The organism is Exiguobacterium sp. s123, assembly GCF_018617075.1.
GTDB lineage: Bacteria > Bacillota > Bacilli > Exiguobacteriales > Exiguobacteriaceae > Exiguobacterium > Exiguobacterium profundum.
Window position 1 is genome coordinate 402,088 of sequence record NZ_JACSJL010000002.1, and the last position, 21,098, is coordinate 423,185.

A 21,098-nucleotide genomic window follows, 5' to 3' on the forward strand; every position below is an offset into this window, starting at 1 on the left:
CATCGTTGAATTGATCATCGTCTCGCACAGCGCAAAAATTGCGGAAGGCATCCAAGATTTGATGAAGGAAATGGCACCGTCCGTGCCCATTCATCTAGCTGGTGGCCTTGAGGATGGCGCTATCGGAACGGACGTGAATCGCATCTTATCGGCACTCGACCAGGTCGAAGGAGAGGCACTTCTCCTCAGTGATATCGGGTCGGCGACGATGAATGCGGAACTCGCCATCGACATGTACGAAGGTGACAAACATGTCGAATTTTTTGACGGTCCCATTGTCGAGAGTGCCTTCATCGCCTCCGTTTCTTCAGGAAATGGGATGTCACTAACTGATATCGTCGAACAGTTAAAACAACAGTAAAAAGTACCCCGTTCTCTTGAACGGGGTACTTTCATGTCTTATCTTGGGTTGTCATTCTTTTCATATACGGCATTCATATATGAACTTGTTGAATAGAAACGTGGTACAACCAAGAACAAAATGAGTGCCGGAATCGCAATCATTAGAAGCAAGACCAATACCGGTAACCAATAGACGATCTGTTGACCGAGCATGTCGATGTTCGCATCTGCAAACTCTGAGGCCCCTTCTACTTCTACGAGGTCCGCTGATGTAAGAATCTTGTTGTCTGTCGCATCAAAGTAATGATACTCGGTTTTACGTGTGATGAAGATCCCATCACGAATCGTATCGAGCTCTACGACAGCAGCGATGACTTCGTTGCCGTTTGAATGGCGAAGCGTCTCTTCTTTGATGATTTCAGCCGTTCCTTCTTTATAGTCGTAATGCGTTGCTTTCAAATCCTCTTCGAGAGCGTCTAAGAACGCTTCGTTCGCTGAGGTATTCATTGGTGCGATTGTTAGAATGAAGATTACTGCAAGCAGGCTTGCCCATGCTTTTTTCAACATCCCCATGTTCCCCCTTCTCTTATTCCAGTTTAGCGTCATTCCTATTGTACCAAGAAGAAAGAAAAAAGTGTGAAGAAAATACTATTAAAATAAGAAAAAAGCGTGTCAATTTTTCGGACGGAAGACGGCTTCCATTCGGTAAATCGGCTGACCGAGCGCACTGAAGCGCTCTTCATACTCTGTTCGAATATTATCTTCTGGTTCATTGACATGTAAATCTAGTGAAATTTCTGTGAAGAACATCCCGTATTGACTCATGCTCTGAAGCGAATATTCAAACAATCCACGGTTGTCCGTCTTGAAATGAATCTCTCCAGCTTTCGGAAGAATCGCCTCATATGTCGCTAAAAACGTCTTATATGTCAAGCGACGTTTCGCATGTCGTGTCTTTGGCCACGGATCGGAGAAGTTTAAGTAGACGCGATCGACTTCTCCCGCTTCGAAATAGTCGACGAGTCGTTTCGCATCGACCGTCAACACTCTCACGTTCGGCATCGGGGTTTCGACTAATTTTTGTACGATAGAGACGGCTACACTCTCAAACAACTCGATCGCAATAAAGTTCACATCCGGGTGTTGTTGCGCCATCCCTAAAATAAATTGTCCTTTTCCTGAGCCGACCTCGATAAAGAGCGGGTGGTCATTCCCGAATTCAGTGCTCCAGTTACCTTTCAACTGTTCAGGATGTTGAATAAATACATGTTCTTGAGCTTCCATATATTCTTTTGCCCAAGGCTTATGTCGTAAACGCATGAAAATCCTACCTTTCGTTCATCAAATGTTCAAGTTTAATGGGAATATGCACGTTACGGACGAGCAGTCCTCTTGCGATTATACACGAAATCATAGTTTAATGAACGTGAATCATCCTTCACAAGGAGGTTAAATACGATGAGTACTTTAGATCAGTTTCTTATTTTTTATGCAGCTCCACTGACGTTTTTCGCTGGTGTCATCGCCACGTTCGTTTGGGCTTACTTTATGAATCCAGATGACATTTAACACATTCAAAAAGGGGTGGCGAACAGCCATCCCTTTTAATTGATTCGTTCGTACGCCTCATCCATCAGCTCGCGTAGTACATGAAATCCTTCAGTTCGCGCCGAGTCATTCTCTTCCCCATAGATTGTCAAAATCGTTTGGGCGATCGCATACCAATGCATTCGATTATGGAGCTCACTCGAAACACGTACCCCGTAATGCGAGAACCAGCGCTCCCACTCCACTTCATCCATATAGCTATAGACAACCATCGCCAAATCGAACGCGCGGTCTGCAATGATTGCGTCATCCCAATCCGTCAAGTAGAGTAGGCCGCTCTCATCCTCAATCCAATTATTATGGTTTAGGTCAGAATGACAGACGACAAATTCTTGCTCGTCGACTTTTGGCAAATGGTGCTTAAGCCATTGTACGGCTTCTCCGATGATTCGGTCTGTTTCATCTTGTTCATATGCTTCACACTGACGGAGCAACAAGTGCGGCGTCACCGGTGTGTGGTTCAGCTGTTGCAACATGAATAATAGCTCTTTCGAATTATGAATCTTGCCGAGTTGCGCCGCGACATCAGGTCGCTTCATATCTTCTGGTGAAAGTTCGCGGCCTTCGATAAATTGTTGGGCGCTTAACACGTCCCCGTTAAACATTCGCTTTGTCCAAAGAAGCTTTGGTACGATTCCTTCCGCTGACAAGATTGCCAGAAACGGAGAAGAATTTCGTTTGACAAAAATCTTCTGTTGGCGCGTCGTCGCTACATACGCTTCGCCCGTGATACCTCCGGCTGAAGCGACTGTCCACTCTTTCCCGAGCGCACCGACTATATCTGAATACATATTCATCACGCTCAAATCTTACTTGAATTAAAGAGATACAATCAACATCTTAACACGCGAGAATCGTCATTGACAACGACTCGACTTGAATGTGTGCTGGGTTTCGTGCGAGCGGAACGAGACTTGCCGTTTCTCCTTGAACGTAAACGTTCCATTTCGCATCGCTCTCAAATGAAAGCGAGTCGAACGTACCGTTCACATAGACGCGAACCCGTTGCCACGCATCGTAAGAATGACTGGCCGTCAACTCATAGATAATGACGCCAGGCGGCGATGGGAGAAACGTGAAATGGTCAATGACTTCTTGTCTCGAATCATAGCGGAAACATGTATGGAGTCGCCGTAACTTCAAGAGCGTCTTCACATACTCGATGTCTTTGATCCGTGTGTCACGAAGATCCCAATCAAAATGATTGATGTGATCGGGTGAATTATAACTGTTCTCGACACCATGTTTCGTGCGTCCGAACTCTTGACCGGCATGGATAAACGGGATGCCTTGAGATGTGATGACGACCGCATTGGCAAGACGTTGCATGGCAAGACGAGTCGTCTCATCGACTCCTTCACAAGATAACATTAACTTGTCATAGATCGTATAGTTGTCATGGGCTTCCGCATAATTGATGGAGTAAGCCGGACTCGGGAAACGTCCGACCGTCACGTTCGGAATATGCACGGCTCCGGTGAGACACTCTCGAAGTTCCCACTCTCTCCACTCATTGCCAGAGATGAATCCGCGTTCCCTGTCATTAAACGTTGACCCTTTCAATGCATCTCGAATCATATCGTTGAAGTGTCCGATACGAGGCATGCGTGCAGCATTTTGTGACGTCGCCTTCAACGACTGTCCAAGCGGTGTCGCTAAGTCCCACCCTTCTCCATAGACGAGAATGGAGGGATCCACCTTATCGAGCGCGGCCCGTACTTGATTCATCGTTTCGACATCATGAATCCCCATCAAATCGAAGCGGAACCCATCCACTTGATAGGTTGTTGCGAAATACGTCACGAAGTCGACAATCATACGTCGCATCATATAGCGTTCTGAGGCCGTGTCATTCCCGACACCGGTTCCGTTCGCTATCGTCCCGTCGTGCTCGTATCGAAAATAATAGTATGGTACGAGCGCTTCGAGTGGGGATTGTTCTCGAATATAAATATGATTCATCACGACGTCTGTAACGACTCGAAGACCAGCTTGATGCAATTCAGAGACGAGTGTCGCATATTCGAACACACGACTCATCGGCACATCGGGCCTTGAGGCATAACTTCCTTCAAGCGCGAACCAATGAATCGGGTCGTAGCCCCAGTTGTACGGCATACGCGTCGCCTCATCGACACTTCCAAAATCATGAACAGGAAGCAACTGGACATGGGTCACGCCAAGTTCTTTTAAATAGTCGAGTCCGGCACTATTGCCTTCTTTCGTCCGAACTCCTTTTTCAGACACCCCACCGTACAGCCCTTTCAATTGACTCATCGATGAGGGGTGGCTTGTGAAGTCTCGGATGTGCAACTCATAGATGACGGCATCCGTTGCCTTCCATAAAGGGGGGCGCACGGCTTGTTCGACCTGTTTCTTGACAAATCGCGCCACATCTTGCAATACGCCATACTCACCGTTCAAACTGACGGCTCGCGCATAAGGATCGACGACTTGCCTCGTATCGACCGGTGTTTTCACTTCTAAGCGATAAAACATACCTTGGAACGCTTGTGGTATTTCACCACTCCATTCCCCGCGTGCGCCGCGGTTCATGTGAAATCGCTCAATTTCTCTGTGATTCGTATCATCATGCACTGTAATCCACATGGATAAAGCAACCGGAGACCATACCGTCACTTCCATTCCGTGCGGCGTAAACGATACGCCGAGTGGACCATCATATGAGAAACGCCGTTCGAATTCCTCTGAACGGACGATTTCTCTTGGTACGACAACCGTCGTCTTTTGACCCGGGTGGCAGACGGTGTATAACGTTTCTAAAGAGATTGGTTCCTTTAAACGAAGGATTTGTTCGACCTTTCCGGATTCCGTCACAAACTGTTGCTCGACGAGGTAGTCGACCGGGCGTCCATTCTGTTCGATTTGTACTGGAACGGATTCATATTCGCGCACAATCTCAAGTTGTATGGTCTCAAATGATACGAAAGACGCGCTCTCGATGGTCACATGTGAGGCGGTCTTTTGATCTGGTGTGTGATGCATATGCGTCCCTTCCTCTCAATCACTGATCCATGAATTGACGAAACGGTAACTTGGCAGTCACTTCTAATACGGTGGCAACGTCACGAATCTGCTGTGCTTTTACAATCGGTGCACGTCCGTTCACTTGTTTCATCCATTCCGTATATTCGTTACGACCGACATATTGGGTCGATCGAACAGTTGGAACGTTATCAAAATATCCATTTGTCGCAATGACGACTTTTTGTAGCACACCCGCATAATGCGGTAGAACTTGACGAATCAGTTCCTCTGTCCGTGTCAATGCGATCAACGGGTTCACTACACGGGTATTTTCCCCTTTCAGCGGTTGATGAACCCATGTCTTCTCTTTCGATATGTGATAGATACTTCGATCGCCTTCAAGCCATTCTATGATATACAGATGCGTCGGTCCGATGATGAGGTGGCTCAACTCAACCGTTGCACCATTCCATTCGATGACCGGTCGATACAAGAAAAAGTGTCGTTCGTTCCAATCGGTACGCATCACACGATAGGCGAAGTCACGAATAAACGCCAGATGTGGTAAATCCGTCTCAAGCACCCCTTCACAAGCGAATTGAAGCTTTTGGATATGCCGGCGCTCCCTTAACAGCTTTTGATATTGCGATTCAGAGAGCGGCTTTGGCTCTAATTCAATTCGCTCCGTCTTCGCCCAAAACTTCCACCACGGTCTTTCGATTTCGAGCACTTCGACCGGATTCAAGCGATTGTTTTCATGAAGGCGCTGTAGGCGTGCCGTATCGGATTCCACATACTCCAAATAACGATTATATTGATCTAATACATCACGTTCATATTTTGAGATTACGTCAAAAATTTTAACCGGGATTGCCATATATCCTCCTCTGGCCGTCTTAGCGGAAATACGTCTACTGCTCGATAGGCAGGTGTATGAGTCGGCTGTACTTCATATAAAATTAATTCTTCTACTGATTCCGTCGCGTGAAATTCAGGGGGGACGTATGGGACACGCTCCCCTTCGCCCCATTTTTTAGCGAGTGTCACGTGAGGGACAAACGACTTCCGGTCCAATCTTGGAATCACATCAACTAGTTCATGGCGGAGGGAATGCGCCAACCGTTGAAGGGGCTCGGAGGCATCCGGAACGATGGTTAGAACGCGGGGCCGATCTGGTCGCCCAAAATGGTCGATGGCTCGAAACTCCAACGTGAACGGCAGAGTCTCCTCACAGATTCTACGCGTGATTTCTTTTACTTCGTCTAATTCATCCCCATCCACGCTTCCTAAAAATTGTATCGTCATATGAAACTCTTCAGGCCGATAGATTCGGCGATAGGAGTAATAAGGTAAGATGGTTTGCTGTACGTCAACCAGTTCCGTTGATTCAATGGGAATCGCGATAAAGTAATGCGTACTCATCTCATTCATCCTTTCAACGTGCGACGTGACATTCCTATCCAAATCAACGCTCCAATTGCCGTGACGATGGTATACATCCAAAACACGCCTAAAATATCGTCAAGTTCAATGATCTTACCACTGAGCATATTAAATCCAGCTGTCGCGAGCCCAGACGTCAATGCCATATATACCCCGATGGCCGTCGAGGAAACTTGTCGATCGACGAGCGTCCGGACGAATTGAAGCGCGACGGGAATCAAGAGACCGACGACGAGACCTTGTGCGATCGCGAGAAGCCATACGACCCAAATCGGTGGTTCTAACGCAAGCACCCCGTTCCGAACTGCCGAGATGATGGCGGCCCCAACAAGAACGCTGACGCTTCCGTAGCGCTCCATAAGCTGAGAAGCCACTTTCATAAACGGGATTTCGAATAACACTGCCACGAGGAATAATGTTCCGACGAGCGTCGTCGAACCACCGCTATTCGTCACGTACAGACCGAAATAATAGTTATTCGCATAAATCGGTCCGAAGACGAGCATCCCCCCACATAAGAAGAACACAAAGGGTTTGTTCCAAACAGCCGTCCATGAGAGAGATGCCAACGTCACATCGCGAGTCGAACTTTTCTCAGGAATCATTCGAACAAATACGCTGCCAAGGAACAGTAAAATCGCACTCAATACGAACGTACTAGCTAGTCCCCACGTGCTATCCGAAATTCGTCCCATCACAAAGACTGCAATGGCGAATCCTGCTGAGCCATAGAGGCGAATCGCACCGTAATCGACTTTCGACCGCGTCGTATAGTCGAGTGTCATCATATCCACTAGCGGGATGTGAGCACATTGGAAAACGGACCAAATCACCATGAGTACGACAATCCAAACGTATGAGGTCGCCACTAAAAACGTGAGAGAAATCAGCGCCGCGCTCAGCATCGCCAAAATCAGCCAGGCCCGGACTCTTCCCGTCCGGTCGGTCAACATCCCCCATAGTGGTTGCACGCCGATGGATAGAATCGGTAAGATGGCCACGATAATCCCGACTTGGCTCGGAGTCAGTCCAAACTTAGTTTGTGAAAAATATAAGGTCATATAAGGGATCAACGCCCCTTGCGCGAAGAAAATCGCGACGTACACAGACTGAAACAATTTCTTTTGCGAATCCAATGATAACTTCCTTCCTAAAGGACAGAGAGCCGACTATACCAGCCAGCTCTCCTTGTTTCTTATTTAGCGAGCTCGTAAATGGCCTCAGCATAGATTGCCGCGGCACGTAATAAATCTTCTATCTCCATATATTCATCGACCTGATGCGCCACATCTTTAGCTCCTGGGAACAATGCGCCGAACGCGACACCTGCTTCGAGCGAACGTGCATACGTACCGCCTCCGATGGCCATCAAGTTCGCGTGCTCTCCCGTTTGACGCTCGTATACGCCTGCTAGCGTCTTCACGAGTGGGTGATCTTCTGCCACGTGATGAGGCGGCATATGTTGACGGGTCTTCAACTCGAAGCCAAATGACAACGCGATTTCACGTAGGTTTTGTAAACGTTCTTCGAATTTGGCCGTATACGGGTAACGGATGTTGACCGTTGCTGTTCGTTCTTCCTCATTGTATCGGAAGACGCCGCCATTGATCGTCAAGTCGCCCGTCTCATCGCTCGCTTCAATCCCAAGAGAAATTCCACGTGAGTCTGCAAACACGTGACGAACGAGTTCAATGTAGCGTTCCCCTTGAATGTCGAGAGGAAGGTGCAACAGGAACCCAGCCAGCACGTACGCAGCATTGATCCCGTTATCCGGTTCCATCGCGTGCGCCGCTTTACCTTTCATCGTGAACGTATATATGCCACGATCGTATTCACACGTTCCGTCCGCTTCATATTTTTCGAGATAGGCCTCGAACTTTTCCTCGAGTACCTCATCCGTCTTCAATTCGGCTTTCGCGAAGTCCGGCACCATATTCGGACGCTCCCCGCTCGTAAATGACACGAGATGGTAGGCAGAGCCTGGTACACGTTGAATCGGTAATTGAGTCAACACACCGTCATACAATCCTTTTTCAGCATTGATGATCGGGAAATCCGCATCTGGCGCAAATCCGTATGTCGGCATTTGTTCTTGTTTGAAATACTCACGGACACAGCGCCATTCGCTCTCCTCATCGCAACCTGCAATCAAACGGACGCGTTTTGAAAGTGGTAAGCCGAGCTCTTTGACGATTCGTAATCCGTAGTATGCTGCCATAGACGGACCTTTATCATCGTTACTCCCACGCGCCACAATTTTCCCGTCAGTCGTGATGGTCGGATTGAATGCGCCATATGTCCAGCCATCGCCTGCTGGGACGACGTCAAGGTGACATAGAATGCCAACGATTTCCTCACCGTCCCCGTATTCCAAATGTCCCGCGTAACCGCCGACGTCCTTTGTTTTGAATCCATCTCGCTCACCGATTTCAAACATGTAGTCAAGCGCCTGACGAACCTCAGGACCAAACGGCATGTTCGGTGCCGCTTTCGATTCATCGAGCACGCTAGGGATTTGAAGTAATCCTTTCAAATCTTCTAAAAATGCATCTTTACGATTGTCGACTTCCTGTCTCCAATTCATGTTCATCTCCCCTTTTGCGAATGTTCTCTCCCTTACTAGTATATCCAAATGTATGAAAGACGAACATTCATTTAGAAAAGTTTTTTTCGTTCGTGTTTAAGCTTCTTTTCGATGTAAAAAAATAATCTTCATTCGATATTTACGTTCATAATCAAATCTTTACAAACAGATTGTTCGTGCTTTCCACTTGCATTTTTGCTCAAGAGCGGTATACTAAAGGTGTAATTTTAGAAAATAACAATTTTATATTTCATTTTGTCGTCTGTAGGTATGGTTTGTCATTATTCTACACATTGGGAGGTTATCCAATGAAAGGCTCAACAGATCGGATGTTAACGCGCATCAAGTCCATTTATTTGTTCATCAATGAAAGGGAATCCGTTACCACTTCAGAACTAGTAGAAGAGTTCGGCATCACGTCACGCACTGTGCAACGTGATTTGAACGTACTTGAGTACAATAACCTTGTGGAGAGCCCTAGCCGTGGCACGTGGACTTCATCAAAACGTTCACTCAAGACGGCAAATTGAATTGTATATGTATATTCAAGAGACCTGGCTTTCAGGTCTCTTTTTTATGAAAGAAGGTTCTGTGGTTTTAGATTGTATCAATTGTTTAAGATGAGGTGATGATGTGAAAGAAGAAATAATGAAGTACATAGAGGACAATTTCCCAAACCTATCTGGAGATGTCCATCTAAGATTCGAACTTGGCGAACCGTATAAAAACGGAACGGATGAGAGAATAGAGCAAGTTGTAAACAGAGTGACTACATTGTTCGACGAAGTGTTTCAATCTGATGATTACATCTATATCTTTATCAAGGATTGGAACGAAACAGAGGACATCATGTTCGGGAATACCACTCCCGAATATTTGTATGGCTTATTCATGAAACAACAGATTGAAGAAGAAACGTTATTTGAATTAAATGAAGATATTGACGAAATAACAGGGGGAATTATAGAAATCAAACATGAATATAAAGCGAAATTTGTATCCTCGCAGATCAAGTCAATCTCTTACGAGAAAATCCTTAGAGGTATAGGAAATTATGAGCAAGGAAGAGAACCTTCAATTGGACAAGCTGTTTACTTTATTAGCACCGAAAAGAACATCGTGTTTCATATGTACGATGATCGAGGTTGTATCATAAGTTCAAATGAAGTTGAACCACTTGTTCCTTTGTATCATAAATATAACGACTGGTTGGTTGACTCTTGGCGTGATGATTTTGATGCCATTTTTAAAAAGATATAATCGAAAATCAGAGCTTTTTATACAAAAAGAGAATCCGTCCCATCAGACAGATTCTCTCATCTTCTTATGATTGAAGAAACAGTTGAACTTCTTCTTCCGTCAACTCACGATATGCCCCGAGCTCAAGCGTCTCATCGAGTTCTAGCTCCCCAATTTGAACACGCTCCAATCGTTCGACATGTTTGCCGACCGCCGCGACCATTCGTTTCACTTGGTGATATTTCCCCTCAGACAATGTGAGGCGAATGACCCACCGACGTCCGCTCTTGCTCAGTATTTCAAGACGGGCCGGCTTCGTCGTATATCCATCCTCTAACTCGACCCCATTCGCGAACGTCTTGATATCCTCTACTGTCATCTCTCCGTCGACCTCGGCGATATATACTTTGTCGACGTGCTTGCGAGGTGACATGAGCGCATGATTGAATGCGCCATCGTTTGTGATGAGGAGCAGTCCCGTCGTGTCCTTATCGAGACGACCGACCGGGAAGAGGTCATAATGGGTATACTCAGAATCAATCAAGTCGATGACCGTCGTCTCGACTTGATCTTCCGTCGCGCTGATCACACCTTCCGGCTTATTCATCATGAAATAAATGTACGGACGATACTCGACCACTTCCCCGAACACCGTGACTTTCTCTGATGATGGGTCGACGTGCCGTTTTGCATCTTTTACAAGTGCCTCATCGACTCGCACCGCCCCTTGTTTCAGTAGGATTTTCACGTCTTTCCGTGAACCATATCCCATGTTCGCTAACAACTTATCAATCCGCATTACATTTTCCTCCGATATTCAAAGCGTTTCCCTAGTAATTTACCTGCGAGATGGCTCCGCCACCCGAGGTATCCATATACGAGAACGCCGATTGTCACTCCCACGATTGTCGCAAAAATGTCGTTCCCCCAACTCGCCTCATCATTCATTGTAACGAGAAGAGAGAGGAAGACGGCAGCGAACATCGCCCCACCCATCAAGAACATCAAGATGGTGCGACGAAGCAGTTGCTTATACGGGAAGTGGAGCGTTCGTTGAATCATCCATACCATGAGAATAATGGCCACGATGTATCCAGCGATGGTCGCGTACCCGGCTCCGATTCCGCCGAGCCAATAGACGAGCGGTACGTTCAATGCAAGTTTCGTCAACAGTCCCATCGATGTGGCAAAGATGGTGAAGTACTGACGGTTAATCCCTTGGAGAATCGCAGCCGCGACCGAGTAATAGGCCAAGAAGAAGGCACTTGGTGCGTAGTGGAACAAGTATACCCATCCTTCACGGTCACCCGGGAACAAGGTGCCAAACAATGGCTCCGCAAGTGCTACGAGACCAATGACCGCAGGAATCGTTACGAAGAACGAGACTTGGAAAATATGGTTTACTTGATTCCGAACTTTTTGCATGTCCCCCGTCGTGAACGAACGAGTCACAAGCGGGATCGTCGCCATCGATACACTCGCCGCGACAGAGACTGGAATCAACACAATTTTATGGGCGTTCCCGGTCAAAAAGCCATACGCCGACGTTGCTTCAGAAACGGTCGCACCCGTACTGAGCAACGTATTGACCATCGTCAACTGGTCAATCAATTGATAGAGAGGGGTCGATACCCCGACCATCACGATTGGAATCGAATAGCTAAGCAATTCGAGCAACAACGATTTCATCGAGCGGACCGGTGTGCCCGCCGGATTCTCTGTCAGACGATGAATGTCCTTTCGACGTTTCCAATACATGATGAGCACGGCGAAACTACCGATTGCCCCGATGAACGCACTGAACGTCGCAATCGTGACGGCAATGACTTTTAATCCGTTCAATTCAGTCGTTTCAACAGATTGCGTCCCCCCGAGGGCATTAGCAATCGGTTGAATGAAGTTTGAATCCGCAAAGACGAACAAGACGAGCATCGTTCCACTGAGGAGGAACAGGATGCGTACAATCTGTTCGACCACTTGTGAGATTGCCGTCGGTGCCATGTCTTGATGTCCCTGGAAATAACCACGTACCATACTCATCGCCGGGATGAGCAGTAAGGCAAAACTGACGCTTCGTGTCACGAGGGTGAGCGAGTCAATGTATTGCTGATTGTTCTCTGAGTTTCGGACCATCAGTTCGGATAACCATGGTGCCGCAAAAAAGAGTAATAAAAAAGCGACGACACCGGTCGCAAGCATCAGCTTCATCCCTTGTCGGAACAGTCGTTGACTTGTCCCGTATTCTCCTAGTGCATTATATTTTGCGATAAATTTCGAAACGGCAACGGGAATCCCTGCCGTCGAAATGGAGATCATGATCGCATAATACGTATATGCTGCTTGATATAATGTCACTCCGGCAATCCCGACCATCGCTTGGAACGGAAAGGTATACAGTAGTCCTAACATTCGGGAAATCAAGTTTCCCGCTGATAAAAGAAGCGTTCCTTTGACGAAGGAGGCTCTTCCAGAATCTTGTTTGGCGCTTGATGACATGAGGTACCTCCATCTATAAATCAACGATTTCAATGAATTCGGTTTTACAAAACAACCGCTTCTCATTATACTCTTACTGTTACGGATAATAAAGTTACGATAATTTTACTAATCATATAGATGAAGAAATGAGGAGATACCCTATGAAAGATGTCATCGTCATCGGTGGAGGGCCGAGCGGGCTCATGGCAACGTATGCAGCGGCAAAAAGTGGCGCTTCGACCTTGCTGATTGATAAAGGTTCAAAACTTGGTCGGAAATTGGCCATTTCAGGTGGAGGACGTTGTAACGTCACGAACCGAAAGCCAATCGATGAGTTGATTCAGTTCATCCCAGGCAATGGTCGTTTCTTATACAGCGCCCTTGCTCAGTTCGACAATCAATCGATTATCGACCTCTTCACTGGATTCGGGATTCCGCTGAAAGAGGAAGACAATGGGCGCATGTTCCCAGTGACGGATAAGGCACAGGATGTGGTCAACACTTTGCTTCGGGCGATTGAAGACCTCGGCGTCGAGATTCGAAAAAAGGCTGAAGTCAAAACGCTACATTTTAATGAAGAAAACGAGTTTCATGCGGTCGAGTTGATGGACGGTGAGATGCTCGAGGCGAAAGCTTGCGTCGTCGCGGTCGGCGGACAGTCTGTCCCACACACCGGTTCGACCGGAGACGGCTATCCATGGGCACAGAAGGCAGGACACACGATCACCGAACTCTTCCCGACAGAGGTGCCAATCACATTGAATGACTCGTTCATCGGAACGAAACAACTTCAAGGATTATCGTTACGGGACGTCGCTTTGACGGTGCACGGCAAAAAAAGGAAAGCGATCAAGACGCATCAGGGAGACATGATTTTTACCCATTTCGGGATTTCAGGTCCAATCGCGCTCCGTTGCAGTCAGTACACAATCAAAGAACGGAAACGCAGCAAAGAGCAAATCGTCCTCTTGTCACTCGACTTCTTCCCGGACACGTCACGAGATGCGCTCGTTCAGGAACTGTGGAACCAAGTACAGAGCCAACCGAAGCGTGCCGTTAAAAATGTATGGAAAGGCTACATCCCTGAGCGACTTCTTGACTTATTGCTCGAAGAACTCGCATTTGGAGAAGAAGATGCGAGTCAGTTGAAAAAGCAATCCGTCATTGATTTCGCAACACGTTTGAAAATGTTCGAGATGCACGCCGTCGGGACACTCGACTTTGATAAAGCGTTCGTCACAGGTGGCGGCGTTTCGGTTAAAGAAGTTGCGCCACAGACGATGATGTCAAAGAAAGCACCCGGCCTTTTCTTTGCCGGTGAAGTGCTCGACATTCATGGATACACAGGTGGCTACAACATCACGGCCGCTTTCACAACGGGACATTGTGCCGGATCGCACGCAGCTGAACTGGCGACAGAGCGGTAAAGGGTTCGGTCTAACGTATTGGCTACGTACTATTATGCTCACTAACAATCAAAAGGCTTGATCCTGTCTCATTCAGGATCAAGCCTTTTTCACATCCTTTTCGACTTAATTTTCCAATTCCATCACATCTCGATATTTGTATCCTTCTAAAATTTCATGACCTTCTTTGAACGTCCATTCGGGAATCGACAGCTCTGGGTGCGCCGTCAAATAGTCATGGAGCACATCCCTCCCTAGAATATAGTTACTCCAACGTGGCATATCTTTTTGATAATTACCGACTACAAAATCGGTGTGGGACGTTTCATAATCATTCACTCGGCTCGCGATATGTTCCATGGTCGCATCATCGATTGGTGCATACCATGGTGGAATTACCCCTTTGACAATGCGGTCGGCAAACGTATCGGCTTTCCCTTCAATGATGACAGAATCAAGAATTGTATTAAGACGGAACTCAGGTCGATCATAAAGAATCAGATGATGATACTCATGAGCCGTCGAATGGGCTAGCACACCTTTGTCAAAATCTGTATCGAGAAACAAGATGAAGGTATCATTATAGGCTTGGCCGGCCACACCTTCCAACGCTTCACTATCGTAGAAGAATTCAGGATTGTAAGGGGCAACAAACACCATACCCTTCTTTTTAGGAAGGATTTGATTTGAATCTTCGTATGTCGATGCAATAATCTCTTTAATCTCGTCGTGCTGATTGATTAACGTATCCAGTTGCTTCAGCAATTGTTGCTTATGAGGAGTCGGATTTAATAAAAAATTTGTTTTGATGAGGGATGTATCAATCTTTTCTTCCTGTCCGACCTCCCCTATGTAATCTAATACATACTTTTTAAAGTTCTGTTTGTTCTCCTCCGCATCGGTTGTTTCAAGGGATGCATTCAAATATTGTTGGTATTGGGTGTAAAGCGGAACGATTGTCAATTCATTCTCTTCGTTTATTTTTATCGTTTCGATTGAAACATCAGGCTCAGACGTTTTTTCATCATCACTACATGCTGCTAACAGAAGTACTGAACTACAACATAGAATACCGAATAATTTTTTCAGCTGAATGACCTCCATCTCAATAATCAATATTCATCGCTCGCTTGCTTATGTTAAATTATACCATAAATTACTCTTATGACCTTTCCGATACCCTCTAATAACATGATATCGTCACGACCACAACAATAAAAAACGACTCGAACCCTTTCTAATGAGGGCTCAAGCCGTTTATGATTATTCTTTCCCTGCGATTTGACGACGCACTTCTTTTTCGAGCTCCGGCTCCGGTGGCATCCATCCTTCAGGTTTCATAACTTTATTGTCCGACTCGCGTAAAATCGGCTTCCCGTCCGGTCCAAGTTTCGCCATATTGGCACGCTGGACAATTTCAAACAACGGAACGGGATCGAGTCCGAGTTCAACGAAACTGCCCATCACAAAATATAACGCGTCCGTTAACGCATCCCCTTGTCCGACGAGACGTTCCACATCATCCGATGGCGGTGCGTCTTGTAATGATTTTTGGACTGCTTTCTGGAATCCTACTTGGAATTGCTCGATGGCTTGTAAAAACTCTTCTTCCGATTGCGATGATTGATGCAAAAACTCGACGACCGCTTCCTCTGCCGTCCAAACCGAGCGTTTTGTCGCACGATCAAGCGTCAACGGTTGCGGCGATTTTGCTCCTGGATGTCCAAAAGTTTCATGAAATTGTTTCACTTCTTCAAAAAAGTAACGTTTGCTCATCTGTTCTTCCCCCATTGTTAGTCCACAGACACGAATGCATCCAAATCGAATACTTCCGGGTGGACGATTGCAAAGATTTCATTGTCTTGTAAAAACATACCGGTCGAGTCATATACGCGAGGCGTCACCATCTGACCGTTGATGGTCTCTTCTTCCGGATTGACTGTGTAGAGGACGAGCTCTTCTGAGTCGAGCACGTAGATGCGTCCTTGTCGCTCGACAAGGCCGACTCCTTCGAATCGCTCAAACTTCTGTTGGATCGAGGCGCTCATCCCGTCAGCAGACAACGCTTGGCGTGAATCAAGCATCCATTCGGTTTCGGGCTCTTGATTCTCTTCTTCCACTTGTTGTTCGTTCAACTCATTTTCAGGCGCGTCTTCAGATACAGCCGATTCGCTCGAGGCGTCGTCATTCGTCGAGACGTTCTCTGTCGTTGTGTCTTCCGATGATTCTTCTGTTTTTGGAGTAGCCGTGTCAGCATCAGTTGACGCTTCTGATGATTTGTCATCGGCTGGAGTCTTCGGTTCGATCTCCCGTTCTTCGATATAAAGGAGCTCAAGGTCCGGTGTATCCGCCAAGCGATTCATCATGAACAGACGCTTCGATTCCCGGTCATAACCAAGACCAAAGATTCGGTCTTCCGACACGAGTCCTTTGATTTGTTTACGTGGTCTCTCGACCCAGCGTCCTTCTTCTCGCTCGATTGTAATGAGCGTACCGTTCGCTGTGACCGCATACACAAGATCTTCTTCGACCATGCGCATTCCGATAAAATCATCGAGGCGCTGTTTCCCTGAATTCTCAAGTTGAAGCACCGAATTGACGCGCGTTCCGTTTCCACTCACCTCAAAAAATTCAGCTTGTTCGGTTAAGACCAAATATGCCCCGATCGTGTCACTGTAGTACACTTCATCGATTTGACTGATTTGTTCGAGGGCATCGGTCGTATCGATATCTTCATCATCCTGCGCCGCTTCCACGGGTGGAAGGGATGCCGTTTGATGACGCGTTTGAATATCAATTTTTTCAAATGTCGAGGCGACCTGTCGTTGAATCTCTTCATCTGAAAAGACAAAAACATAACAAAGGATCACACCGACCACGACGGCACATAGTGTCGTGTATAGCACATAAGAACGTTTCATGGACATGTCGTCCCCTTCTACTTCAGTATCGCCCTTTAGTGTATCAAAACCGTCCATAAAAGAAAATGACCTCACCAAAAAGAAAAGAATGTGCGACAATGTCACACATTCTTTTTGTTACCCCACTACAATATTGACGAGTTTTCCAGGAACGACAATGACTTTACGAACCGTCTTGCCTTCTGTGAACTCTTGGACACGCTCGTTCCCGAGTGCTTCCGCTTCAAGTGCTTCTTTTGATGCGTCACGAGAGACGTGCATTTTCGCACGGAGTTTCCCGTTCACCTGGATGACGACTTCAATCGTGTCGCTCACAAGTTTTGACTCATCGTATGTCGGCCAAGCCGCATACGTTAACTCTTCCGTCATACCCATCTTCTCCCACAACTCTTCAGACAAGTGCGGCGCGACTGGTGAAAGCATCTTGATGAAGTCGACCATTTGCGATTTCGGCAACGTCTCTTGTTTGTTCGCTTCATTGACGAAGACCATCAACTGCGAGATTGCCGTGTTGAAGCGAAGGGCTTCATAATCCTCCGTGACTTTTTTCACCGTCTGATGATACGTGCGTTCAAAGTCGGCAGTCGGCGCCACGTCTGCGAAGTTCGTCTGATCGAACAAACGCCAGACGCGGTCGAGGAAGCGACGTGCCCCGTCAAGACCATTCGTCGACCATGCGATGGCCGCATCAAGTGGTCCCATGAACATTTCGTAAAGACGGAGTGTATCGGCTCCGTGCGACTTCACGATATCATCCGGGTTGACAACGTTCCCACGAGATTTCGACATCTTCTCGTTGTTCTCACCGAGGATCATTCCTTGGTTGTAGAGTTTTTGGAACGGTTCGCTCGTCGGGACGACACCGATATCAAAGAGTACTTTATGCCAGAAACGTGCGTAGAGCAAGTGAAGAACGGCATGCTCCGTACCCCCGATATACAAGTCGACTGGAAGCCAACGCTTGAGTTTCTCAGGATCCGCAATCATCTCTTCGTTATCTGGATCGATGTAACGGATGTAGTACCAGCAGCTACCTGCCCATTGTGGCATCGTGTTCGTCTCGCGACGACCTTTTTCCCCTGTGACCGGATCTGTATACGTCAACCACTCTTCTGCGTTCGCAAGTGGCGACTCACCTGTACCAGATGGTTTGATTTCATCGATGATCGGAAGTTCGAGCGGAAGTTCTTCGACCGGTACCGTCTTCATCGTTCCGTCTTCCATATGGACGACCGGAATCGGCTCGCCCCAGTAACGTTGACGGCTGAACAACCAGTCACGAAGACGGTATGTCGTCTTCGCACGCCCTGTGCCACTAGCTTCGAGCTCTTCAATGATCGTCTTGATGGCATCGGCTTTATTAAGTCCGTTCAAGCTACCAGAGTTGACGTGCTCACCGTCTTCGACGTAAGCCGCCTCTTCCACGTTTCCACCTTTGACGACTTCACGGATCGGGAGGTCGAACGTTTTCGCAAACTCATAATCGCGCTCATCGTGTGCAGGAACGGCCATGACCGCACCTGTTCCGTATGTCGAGAGAACGTAGTCCGCTGTCCAAATCGGAAGTTTCTCGCCGTTCACCGGGTTGATCGCATAAGCGCCCGTGAAGACACCTGTCTTCTCTTTGGCAAGGTCTGTACGCTCGAGGTCCGTCTTCTTCGAGACTTCCTCAATGTATGCTTCGACTGCCGTCGATTGTTCAGGCGTCGTGATCACTTTAGTGAACGGATGCTCTGGTGCGAGTGTCACGTATGTCGCCCCGTGAAGCGTATCTGGACGTGTTGTGAATACTGTGACGATCTTATCATGACCGTCGACCTTAAAGTCGACCTCGGCACCGACCGATTTGCCGATCCAGTTGCGTTGCATCTCTTTCACGCTCTCAGGCCAATCTAGACCTTCCAAGTCTTCAAGCAAACGCTCTGCGTATTCCGTGATACGAAGCACCCACTGCTTCATCGGGACACGGTAGACAGGGTGGTTCCCACGCTCTGACAAGCCATCGATGACTTCCTCGTTCGCAAGGACCGTACCGAGAGCCGGGCACCAGTTGACCGCAACTTCATCGACGTATGCGAGGCCACGTTCGAAGAGTTGCGTGAAGATCCACTGCGTCCATTTATAGTATTTCGGGTCCGTCGTGCTAATTTCACGGTCCCAATCGTATGAGAATCCGAGTTCTTTCAACTGACGGCGGAACGTCTCGATGTTGCGCGCTGTGAATTCACGCGGGTCGTTCCCTGTGTCGAGTGCATATTGCTCGGCAGGAAGACCGAACGCATCCCAGCCAATCGGGTGAAGGACGTTATATCCTTGCATCCGTTTCATACGAGCGATGATATCCGTCGCCGTGTAACCTTCCGGGTGACCGACGTGAAGACCAGCACCGGATGGGTACGGGAACATATCAAGGACGTAGAAACAATCCTTCTCCGGGTCTTCTGTCGTTTTAAATGCTTCTTTCTCTTCCCAACGCTTTTGCCACTTAGGCTCGATTTCTTGATGTTTAAAATAACTCAACATTCTTCCTCCTCTGCATAATAAAAAGCCTTCCGTCCCCGAAAATGGGACGAAAGGCTTGAAAGCTCTCCGCGGTACCACCCATGTTGCATTGCTGCCACTTGAGACGCCGGTAACGAGGCGTAACCCCGGTTTTCCCTACTCGTTTCAGGAAAACAGCTCCAAGGCGAGTTCACAACATCCGCTTATCGATTCACACCATCCATCGACTCTCTTTGAAACGGAACTTTCGCTACTAGTCCTCTTCAACGCTTGCTATTCATCGTAGTCTATTTTAGCCCATTCTGAAATTCAACGTCAACTTGATTTTTCTGTGACACGAATGTCTTTCATGATGACAAATAGCGTTAAGGCTAACGTAGCAAGTAGTAGAAGCATGCCGAAGACTGCTGTAATGCCGAACATGTCATAGACAAAACCAGACAACGTCGGTCCAATCATCCGACCGACGGATGCTGCGATATTGACGAGCCCTTGGTATTGTCCAGCTTTCCCAGGAGGGGCGAGTTTCGCCGCAATCGTCGGAACCGCCGGCCAGACAAACATCTCCCCGATGGTCATGACGACCATCGCGACCATGAACATCCCGAACCCACCAGCGAATGGGACAATCAAGAACGCGCCGAGGAAAATGGATGCCCCGATGATCAGTTGACGTTTTAAGTCGTCCTCAAACTGTCGTAAGACACGATTGAGCAACGGTTGTGCGAAGACAATCATCGCCCCGTTCACTGTCCAAAGGAGTGAGTATTGACTGATTGTGACACCGAGGTCTTTCGAGTGAACGGCAATCGTCCCTTGCCATTGCACGTACACGAACCAAAGTACCGCATAACCAACGGCGACATACCACATCGACTTCATCGTCGCACTCGAGAGTGTCGTGGCGGCCGCTTCGAGTTGCGACTGAACGACAGGGCGTGCCGGGTTTTTCAAATAACGCAATCCAAACAAGAGCACCACGACAAATAAAACTGACAAGAAGAAGTTCGCATAAAAAATCCACTCGATGTTAAGTCGAGCGATTTGACCACTCATTGCCGTTCCGAGGGCGACCCCCACGTTTTGTGCGACATAAATCGCATTGAACGAACGACGTCCACCTTCAGGCCAAATGAGACCTGCAAACGCATATACGGTCGGAAAGACGAGTCCGCCGGAAAGACCGATCAACCCGAGCCATACGAGATAGCCGAAGAACGTGGCATGAAACAGTAAAAATCCAAGCGAGCTCGCGAGCAAGAGACCGACAGAGATCATCAGCGTCGTCTTCCCACCGATTCGATCGAATAGCGTCCCTCCGATGTAGTTCCCGACAATCGCGAGCGCCGAGTTCACAAGAAGCGCCACCCCGGCAAGCGTCATCGACTCACCTAAAAAATCATGAATATACAGTGTGTTAAACGGCCATAAAAAAGACGCCGCCGTTGTATTGAGCGCCATCGCAATGACTAAAATCCATACCGAAATTGGCATTTTATTGTTCACACCAAGTCCTCCTTTCATTCTTCTATCACATTAAAAAAATCGGCACAAAAAGGCCGAATCGACAAGATTTCCTTATCAAAC

The 21,098-nt window shown here is 47.5% G+C and carries 20 protein-coding genes and 1 other annotated feature; of the genes, 5 read left to right on the forward strand and 15 right to left on the reverse strand.

The window, feature by feature from the left end:
• Window positions 1–10 precede the first annotated feature (10 nt).
• Window positions 11–361, forward strand: coding sequence for a dihydroxyacetone kinase phosphoryl donor subunit DhaM (gene dhaM / locus KNO72_RS05925; protein ID WP_256440182.1), 351 nt, complete (start codon window positions 11–13; stop codon window positions 359–361).
• A gap of 38 nt (window positions 362–399) precedes the next feature.
• On the opposite strand, the gene KNO72_RS05930 is transcribed toward dhaM, so the two are convergent.
• Both KNO72_RS05930 and trmB read right to left on the reverse strand, forming a co-directional pair.
• Window positions 400–909, reverse strand: coding sequence for a hypothetical protein (locus KNO72_RS05930; protein ID WP_240499834.1), 510 nt, complete (start codon window positions 907–909; stop codon window positions 400–402).
• A gap of 105 nt (window positions 910–1,014) precedes the next feature.
• Window positions 1,015–1,662, reverse strand: coding sequence for a tRNA (guanosine(46)-N7)-methyltransferase TrmB (gene trmB / locus KNO72_RS05935; protein WP_078147215.1), 648 nt, complete (start codon window positions 1,660–1,662; stop codon window positions 1,015–1,017).
• Between the two features lie 138 nt (window positions 1,663–1,800).
• Here trmB and KNO72_RS15935 point away from each other — a divergent pair, with 138 nt between their 5' ends.
• Window positions 1,801–1,911: a hypothetical protein gene (locus KNO72_RS15935; protein WP_012726769.1), complete on the forward strand. Its 111-nt coding sequence runs from the start codon at window positions 1,801–1,803 to the stop codon at window positions 1,909–1,911.
• A gap of 35 nt (window positions 1,912–1,946) precedes the next feature.
• On the opposite strand, the gene KNO72_RS05940 is transcribed toward KNO72_RS15935, so the two are convergent.
• The 6 genes from KNO72_RS05940 to pepV are packed head-to-tail and all read right to left on the reverse strand — an operon-like array spanning window position 1,947 to window position 8,965.
• On the reverse strand, window positions 1,947–2,741 hold the full coding sequence (locus KNO72_RS05940; protein ID WP_078147944.1) for a phosphotransferase family protein: 795 nt from the start codon (window positions 2,739–2,741) through the stop codon (window positions 1,947–1,949).
• 49 nt (window positions 2,742–2,790) lie between these two features.
• On the reverse strand, window positions 2,791–4,956 hold the full coding sequence (gene pulA, locus KNO72_RS05945) for a type I pullulanase (protein WP_214757499.1): 2,166 nt from the start codon (window positions 4,954–4,956) through the stop codon (window positions 2,791–2,793).
• 19 nt (window positions 4,957–4,975) lie between these two features.
• A complete protein-coding gene (locus KNO72_RS05950) occupies window positions 4,976–5,815 on the reverse strand; it encodes an NERD domain-containing protein (protein WP_214683945.1) in 840 nt (279 codons plus the stop codon).
• On the reverse strand, window positions 5,785–6,360 hold the full coding sequence (thpR, locus tag KNO72_RS05955; protein ID WP_214683944.1) for an RNA 2',3'-cyclic phosphodiesterase: 576 nt from the start codon (window positions 6,358–6,360) through the stop codon (window positions 5,785–5,787). The genes KNO72_RS05950 and thpR overlap by 31 nt, the downstream gene beginning before the upstream one ends.
• 5 nt (window positions 6,361–6,365) lie before the next feature.
• Entirely contained in the window at window positions 6,366–7,517 is a 1,152-nt protein-coding gene (locus KNO72_RS05960) for an MFS transporter (protein ID WP_214683943.1), read from the reverse strand.
• Window positions 7,518–7,576: 59 nt separating this feature from the next.
• Entirely contained in the window at window positions 7,577–8,965 is a 1,389-nt protein-coding gene (gene pepV / locus KNO72_RS05965) for a dipeptidase PepV (RefSeq protein ID WP_214683942.1), read from the reverse strand.
• Between the two features lie 308 nt (window positions 8,966–9,273).
• On the opposite strand from pepV, the gene KNO72_RS05970 reads away from it, so the two are divergent.
• A complete protein-coding gene (locus KNO72_RS05970) occupies window positions 9,274–9,495 on the forward strand; it encodes a DeoR family transcriptional regulator (protein WP_012726776.1) in 222 nt (73 codons plus the stop codon).
• A 103-nt stretch (window positions 9,496–9,598) separates the two neighbouring features.
• Window positions 9,599–10,225, forward strand: coding sequence for a DUF3885 domain-containing protein (locus KNO72_RS05975; RefSeq protein ID WP_214757501.1), 627 nt, complete (start codon window positions 9,599–9,601; stop codon window positions 10,223–10,225).
• A 64-nt stretch (window positions 10,226–10,289) separates the two neighbouring features.
• Here KNO72_RS05975 and KNO72_RS05980 read toward each other — a convergent pair whose 3' ends face one another.
• Window positions 10,290–11,003, reverse strand: coding sequence for a pseudouridine synthase (locus KNO72_RS05980; RefSeq protein ID WP_214757503.1), 714 nt, complete (start codon window positions 11,001–11,003; stop codon window positions 10,290–10,292).
• A complete protein-coding gene (locus tag KNO72_RS05985; RefSeq protein WP_214757505.1) occupies window positions 11,003–12,700 on the reverse strand; it encodes a putative polysaccharide biosynthesis protein in 1,698 nt (565 codons plus the stop codon). Before KNO72_RS05985 ends, KNO72_RS05980 begins: the two co-directional genes overlap by 1 nt.
• A 143-nt stretch (window positions 12,701–12,843) precedes the next feature.
• Here KNO72_RS05985 and KNO72_RS05990 point away from each other — a divergent pair, with 143 nt between their 5' ends.
• Window positions 12,844–14,109: a BaiN/RdsA family NAD(P)/FAD-dependent oxidoreductase gene (locus KNO72_RS05990; protein WP_214757507.1), complete on the forward strand. Its 1,266-nt coding sequence runs from the start codon at window positions 12,844–12,846 to the stop codon at window positions 14,107–14,109.
• A 105-nt stretch (window positions 14,110–14,214) separates the two neighbouring features.
• On the opposite strand, the gene KNO72_RS05995 is transcribed toward KNO72_RS05990, so the two are convergent.
• The 5 genes from KNO72_RS05995 to KNO72_RS06015 all read right to left on the reverse strand — a co-directional run bounded on the left by KNO72_RS05995 (window position 14,215) and on the right by KNO72_RS06015 (window position 21,017).
• Entirely contained in the window at window positions 14,215–15,204 is a 990-nt protein-coding gene (locus KNO72_RS05995) for a DUF2268 domain-containing putative Zn-dependent protease (protein WP_251028275.1), read from the reverse strand.
• A 147-nt stretch (window positions 15,205–15,351) separates the two neighbouring features.
• Complete coding sequence (locus tag KNO72_RS06000; protein ID WP_147536597.1) at window positions 15,352–15,864, reverse strand: pyrophosphohydrolase domain-containing protein; 513 nt, start codon at window positions 15,862–15,864, stop codon at window positions 15,352–15,354.
• Between the two features lie 17 nt (window positions 15,865–15,881).
• A complete protein-coding gene (locus tag KNO72_RS06005; RefSeq protein WP_251025526.1) occupies window positions 15,882–17,009 on the reverse strand; it encodes a hypothetical protein in 1,128 nt (375 codons plus the stop codon).
• A gap of 117 nt (window positions 17,010–17,126) precedes the next feature.
• The gene (gene leuS / locus KNO72_RS06010) at window positions 17,127–19,532 is read right to left on the reverse strand and encodes a leucine--tRNA ligase (protein ID WP_078147224.1); all 2,406 of its coding nucleotides are present in this window, start codon (window positions 19,530–19,532) and stop codon (window positions 17,127–17,129) included.
• A 39-nt stretch (window positions 19,533–19,571) separates the two neighbouring features.
• Window positions 19,572–19,787 (reverse strand) — a binding site (T-box leader).
• Between the two features lie 39 nt (window positions 19,788–19,826).
• The gene (locus tag KNO72_RS06015; protein WP_240499836.1) at window positions 19,827–21,017 is read right to left on the reverse strand and encodes an MDR family MFS transporter; all 1,191 of its coding nucleotides are present in this window, start codon (window positions 21,015–21,017) and stop codon (window positions 19,827–19,829) included.
• Between the last annotated feature and the right edge of the window lie 81 nt (window positions 21,018–21,098).

Excerpts from the sequence above, each read along its gene's own strand:
- KNO72_RS15935 (WP_012726769.1), top strand. The coding sequence starts at position 1,801 with ATGAGTACTTTAGATCAGTTTCTTATTTTTTATGCAGCTCCACTGACG.
- leuS (WP_078147224.1), bottom strand. The coding sequence starts at position 19,532 with ATGTTGAGTTATTTTAAACATCAAGAAATCGAGCCTAAGTGGCAAAAG.
- KNO72_RS06000 (WP_147536597.1), bottom strand. The coding sequence starts at position 15,864 with ATGAGCAAACGTTACTTTTTTGAAGAAGTGAAACAATTTCATGAAACT.
- KNO72_RS06005 (WP_251025526.1), bottom strand. The coding sequence starts at position 17,009 with ATGAAACGTTCTTATGTGCTATACACGACACTATGTGCCGTCGTGGTC.
- KNO72_RS05980 (WP_214757503.1), bottom strand. The coding sequence starts at position 11,003 with ATGCGGATTGATAAGTTGTTAGCGAACATGGGATATGGTTCACGGAAA.
- KNO72_RS05990 (WP_214757507.1), top strand. The coding sequence starts at position 12,844 with ATGAAAGATGTCATCGTCATCGGTGGAGGGCCGAGCGGGCTCATGGCA.
- trmB (WP_078147215.1), bottom strand. The coding sequence starts at position 1,662 with ATGCGTTTACGACATAAGCCTTGGGCAAAAGAATATATGGAAGCTCAA.
- pulA (WP_214757499.1), bottom strand. The coding sequence starts at position 4,956 with ATGCATCACACACCAGATCAAAAGACCGCCTCACATGTGACCATCGAG.
- KNO72_RS05970 (WP_012726776.1), top strand. The coding sequence starts at position 9,274 with ATGAAAGGCTCAACAGATCGGATGTTAACGCGCATCAAGTCCATTTAT.
- KNO72_RS05985 (WP_214757505.1), bottom strand. The coding sequence starts at position 12,700 with ATGTCATCAAGCGCCAAACAAGATTCTGGAAGAGCCTCCTTCGTCAAA.
- pepV (WP_214683942.1), bottom strand. The coding sequence starts at position 8,965 with ATGAATTGGAGACAGGAAGTCGACAATCGTAAAGATGCATTTTTAGAA.
- KNO72_RS05950 (WP_214683945.1), bottom strand. The coding sequence starts at position 5,815 with ATGGCAATCCCGGTTAAAATTTTTGACGTAATCTCAAAATATGAACGT.
- thpR (WP_214683944.1), bottom strand. The coding sequence starts at position 6,360 with ATGAGTACGCATTACTTTATCGCGATTCCCATTGAATCAACGGAACTG.
- KNO72_RS05940 (WP_078147944.1), bottom strand. The coding sequence starts at position 2,741 with ATGTATTCAGATATAGTCGGTGCGCTCGGGAAAGAGTGGACAGTCGCT.
- KNO72_RS05930 (WP_240499834.1), bottom strand. The coding sequence starts at position 909 with ATGTTGAAAAAAGCATGGGCAAGCCTGCTTGCAGTAATCTTCATTCTA.